Raw genomic sequence first — 3,758 nt, forward strand, 5'->3', positions numbered from 1 at the left:
CGGCGACTCCTACGATAATGCGATGGCAGAGAGTATCAACGGGTTGTACAAAACGGAGGTTATCCACCGCGGGAGCTGGAAAAACCGGACGGAAGTGGAGTTGGCCACGCTGGACTGGGTGGACTGGTACAACAACAGAAGGCTGCTCGGGCGGCTGGGTTACATCCCTCCTACTGAAGCCGAAATGAACTATTACGCTTTGCAATTAGCATCAGAGGAAGCGGCGTAGTATTGCCAAAATTACTCTCTAATAAACTCGGGGTTATTCAGATCCGCAGGCGACGCCGCAGCCCTTTTTGCCGCGGCGCCATGACCACGAATATTCCCTGGATCATTATCACGGCCACTTTTACATCCGCTCCAACCGCGACGGTAAAAATTTTGCGCTCTATCGCGGCGAGACGGGTGATGAAAAACTGTGGCAAACGGTGATCCCGGCGCGCAAGGACGTGGTGCTGGAGAGCTTCACGCTGTTTCGTGACTGGCTGGTGCTGGAGGAGCGCCACTTGGGGCTGACCAGCCTGCGGCAAATAAGCTGGACGACCGGTGAAGAAAAAGGCATCGCCTTCGACGATCCGACTTATGTGACCTGGCTGGCCTATAACCCCGATCCGGAAAGCGTCACTATGCGCTACGGTTACTCCTCCATGACCACGCCGACGACCTTATTCGAGATGAATCTGGATACCGGCGAGCGTAAGCTGCTCAAGCAGGCACAGGTGAAAAACTTTAAGGCGGAAAACTACCGCAGCGAACGTCTGTGGATCACCGCCCGTGATGGCGTAGAGGTACCGGTTTCGCTGGTTTATCGCCAGGACTTGTTCAAACCCGGCGACAATCTGCTGCTGGTTTACGGCTATGGCTCCTACGGCAGCAGTATGGATCCAGACTTCAGCGCCAGCCGGCTGAGCTTGCTCGACCGCGGCTTTGTCTATGCACTGACGCACATTCGCGGCGGCGGCGAGCTGGGGCAGGAATGGTACGAGGACGGCAAGTTATTCAACAAAATGAATACTTTCAATGATTTCATCGACATCAGCCGTGAGCTGTTGCATCAGGGTTATGGCGATCCCGCACAGACCTTCGCCATGGGGGGCAGCGCCGGCGGACTACTCATGGGCGCGGTCATTAATCTGGCGCCGGATCTGTTCAAAGGGATAGTGGCGCAAGTGCCCTTTGTGGATGTCGTGACCACCATGCTGGATGAATCCATTCCTCTGACCACCGGCGAGTATGAAGAGCGGGGCAATCCGCAAGACGAGGCTTTCTACCGCTACATGTTGCAATACAGCCCTTACGATCAGGTGCGCGCCCAGGCTTATCCCCACCTGCTGGTGACCACCGGCCTGCACGATTCACAAGTGCAATATTGGGAGCCGGCCAAGTGGGTCGCCAAGTTGCGCGAGGTGAAAACCGACGACCACCTGTTGTTGCTGTGCACCGATATGGACGCCGGCCACGGCGGCAAATCCGGCCGTTTCAAAGGCTATGAAGGGGTTTCGATGGAATATACCTTCATCCTGTCGCTGGCCAAAGCGGCCGGGATCCCACGGCCGGCGTCGGCCTAGCCGCGCCAAGTCAACCCCCACCCCGGGGGTCATTCCCCCGCAGGGCTTGCGGCGTGGGTTTGTTCTGCACTGTCCGCCCCGTTGAGGTAAAAGTTGAGGCTATAGCGCAGATCGGCGGATAAGTCGCGCAAATTAGCCAGCAGCCAGTGCAGATAATCGGGATCCTGCAGCGCTATCTGCGCCAGCGGCTGGCCGCGATATTTACCGAATTTCAGGCTGGATAACAGCGTCGCCTCATTGCTTATCGCCACCATCTCCTCGGCGCTCCAGCCGGAATCCTGCCGTATCTTCATCAGCAAAGCAGCGGTGACATAACAATCATACAACGCCCGGTGCGGGTAAAGCCCCGCCGGCGGGGTAACCTGCAGCTTAAGGGCATAGCGCAAATATTGGTTCCCGTATTTGATACCGGGATAAAGTTTGCGCGCCAGTTTCAAGGTGCAAATCCAAGCACCGTTCATCTCCGGTAGCATGCGCCTGTCGAAGGCGGCATTGTGCGCCACATAATAGGCGCTGCCCTGGTAGCGGCCGATAACGCGCGCGATACGCGGTTTATCCGCTACCATCTCCTCGGTGATGTTATGAATCGCCATCGCATCCAGCCCGATGGGGCGGCCCGGATTGACCAGATCGCTCATCACATTGCTGATGCCCGCATCGCTGAGATCCAGCGAGGCGATTTCCACCACCCCGGCGTCAAGGCCGCAGGTCTCGGTATCGATTACGCGAAAGGTCATACTGTGTCCTGTCTTGGCAAAGTAGCTTTATTATGACCGGTTGTGGGGCAATAAAAAACCCGCTGCGAGGGCGGGTTGATAGGAAATGAAGCGGCAAGACATTAAACAATATCGGCAGGCGCCTTTTTGTTACGCTTTTCAGCACGCTTTTCTTCCGGCGTTTTTAGCGGTTTCTTCTTACTATCTTTTTTACGATCCATTCCCTTACTCATAATGACCTCTCAGTGGCAGACAGGAAATGCTGAGATTATTAACTGCCGATTGTTCGCCGTTAGCAACACAAATCGTGCTATTTTGTCGCCGATGACAAAGTGATGGTACTCGCCAGGCCGCAGGGCAAAACGGAGGGGTAGCCAGGGCCACAGGTCAACTAATAAAGTGATGGTACTCGCCAGGCCGCAGGGTAAAACGGAGGCGTTATCCAGGGCTACAGGTCAACCCGGCTTTGCGCGGCGTGGCTTAGAGTGATAAGGCGCCAAGCGGCGGACAAGAAACCTCCGCCATCCCTTGCGCAGAGCTTAGCGTGCCGCGCGCCTCCCCAGCAGGAAAACGGTAGCCGTGAGGGTAACCACAGCCGCTCGGGACGGGCCCCCTTAGCTGCGGCTAATGGCTTCTACCCTGTGGCAGCTTATTTACGCGGTTCGTAGGGCAGGCGGGAGAAAGTGAGCGACGCCTGGCGGTAAAAGGCCACCCGCGTGCGAAAATATTCGCGTAAGGGGGTGGGCAGTTCACGCTCCACCTGCTCCGCCACGACCGGCATATTATACCGTTCTTTAAACGCCACCGCGGACGCCGCCAGATCGACGTTGATTTTTTCTCGCGCCGGCTCATCCAGCGCCGCTAAATTATACTCCATCGTCACTTTTCCCCGTTAATGGCTATCCGGTGTCCAAAATAATGCAGCCGGCGGCGGTTTGCAAGCCACTGGGGCGGCGGAAGAGAAATAATAATCGTTTCTATTTCGCCATCGCATTGGCGGCGGCGTGTACAATCAGCGCCTGACGTTATCGCTTATTAAGAATACAAATAAGAATGCCTATCAATTCCACCGATGGAAATATTATCACTTGCGAGTTCGCCTTTCGTTAAATAACTTATCATATTGAAAAATAACAAATTAAAATATTATGCTTTCTTTCGGAATAAGTCGGTTTGTTTTTGTGGTTGATGTTGGCATAATGGCGAAAATAATCACCTGCACATCCCATAAGGACGCCAGTCAATGTTAAAACAAGAAATGGCCAATAAGCTGAATGAGCAATTAAATCTCGAATTCTTTTCCGCCAACCTCTATTTACAAATGAGCGCCTGGTGTAATGACAAAGGGGTAATGACTCCAATTAGTAGAACATGTGTTTTTCGATGAAGGCTCCGATGACTTTTTCGTGGATCTCGACAGAGCGCGAGAAGCAAATCGTTTTACGCGCCAGTCGTTTAATGCGGGTACGGAGCG

Annotated in this window: 4 protein-coding genes and 2 pseudogenes; 3 read left to right on the top strand and 3 right to left on the bottom strand. The window is 54.3% G+C overall.

Annotated features, from left to right (window positions below):
- A partial coding sequence (locus tag CINSTRO3249_RS13895) for an integrase core domain-containing protein (protein WP_143146879.1) occupies positions 1–229 on the top strand: 229 nt, incomplete at its 5' end.
- A 55-nt stretch (positions 230–284) separates the two neighbouring features.
- Positions 285–1,568: pseudogene (locus tag CINSTRO3249_RS13900) on the top strand (S9 family peptidase); the annotation flags it as partial.
- A gap of 29 nt (positions 1,569–1,597) precedes the next feature.
- On the opposite strand, the gene exoX reads toward CINSTRO3249_RS13900, so the two are convergent.
- Both exoX and CINSTRO3249_RS13910 read right to left on the bottom strand, forming a co-directional pair.
- Positions 1,598–2,305 (bottom strand): exodeoxyribonuclease X, encoded by a 708-nt coding sequence (gene exoX, locus CINSTRO3249_RS13905; protein WP_074013704.1) that lies wholly within the window; start codon positions 2,303–2,305, stop codon positions 1,598–1,600.
- Positions 2,306–2,933: 628 nt separating this feature from the next.
- A complete protein-coding gene (locus CINSTRO3249_RS13910; RefSeq protein ID WP_074013705.1) occupies positions 2,934–3,161 on the bottom strand; it encodes a DNA polymerase III subunit theta in 228 nt (75 codons plus the stop codon).
- A 366-nt stretch (positions 3,162–3,527) separates the two neighbouring features.
- Here CINSTRO3249_RS13910 and CINSTRO3249_RS13915 point away from each other — a divergent pair.
- Positions 3,528–3,632 (top strand): annotated as a pseudogene (locus CINSTRO3249_RS13915) (ferritin-like domain-containing protein); the annotation flags it as partial.
- A 13-nt stretch (positions 3,633–3,645) separates the two neighbouring features.
- On the opposite strand, the gene CINSTRO3249_RS13920 reads toward CINSTRO3249_RS13915, so the two are convergent.
- Positions 3,646–3,758 (bottom strand): IS1 family transposase (locus CINSTRO3249_RS13920; protein WP_044698828.1); only part of this gene is annotated, 113 nt, incomplete at its 5' end.

This window comes from Candidatus Sodalis sp. SoCistrobi, from assembly GCF_900143145.1.
In the GTDB taxonomy this organism is placed as follows: domain Bacteria; phylum Pseudomonadota; class Gammaproteobacteria; order Enterobacterales; family Enterobacteriaceae; genus SoCistrobi.

What these genes read in the sequence shown, in the direction of transcription:
- exoX (WP_074013704.1), bottom strand. Translation starts at nt 2,305, where the DNA reads ATGACCTTTCGCGTAATCGATACCGAGACCTGCGGCCTTGACGCCGGG.
- CINSTRO3249_RS13910 (WP_074013705.1), bottom strand. Translation starts at nt 3,161, where the DNA reads ATGGAGTATAATTTAGCGGCGCTGGATGAGCCGGCGCGAGAAAAAATC.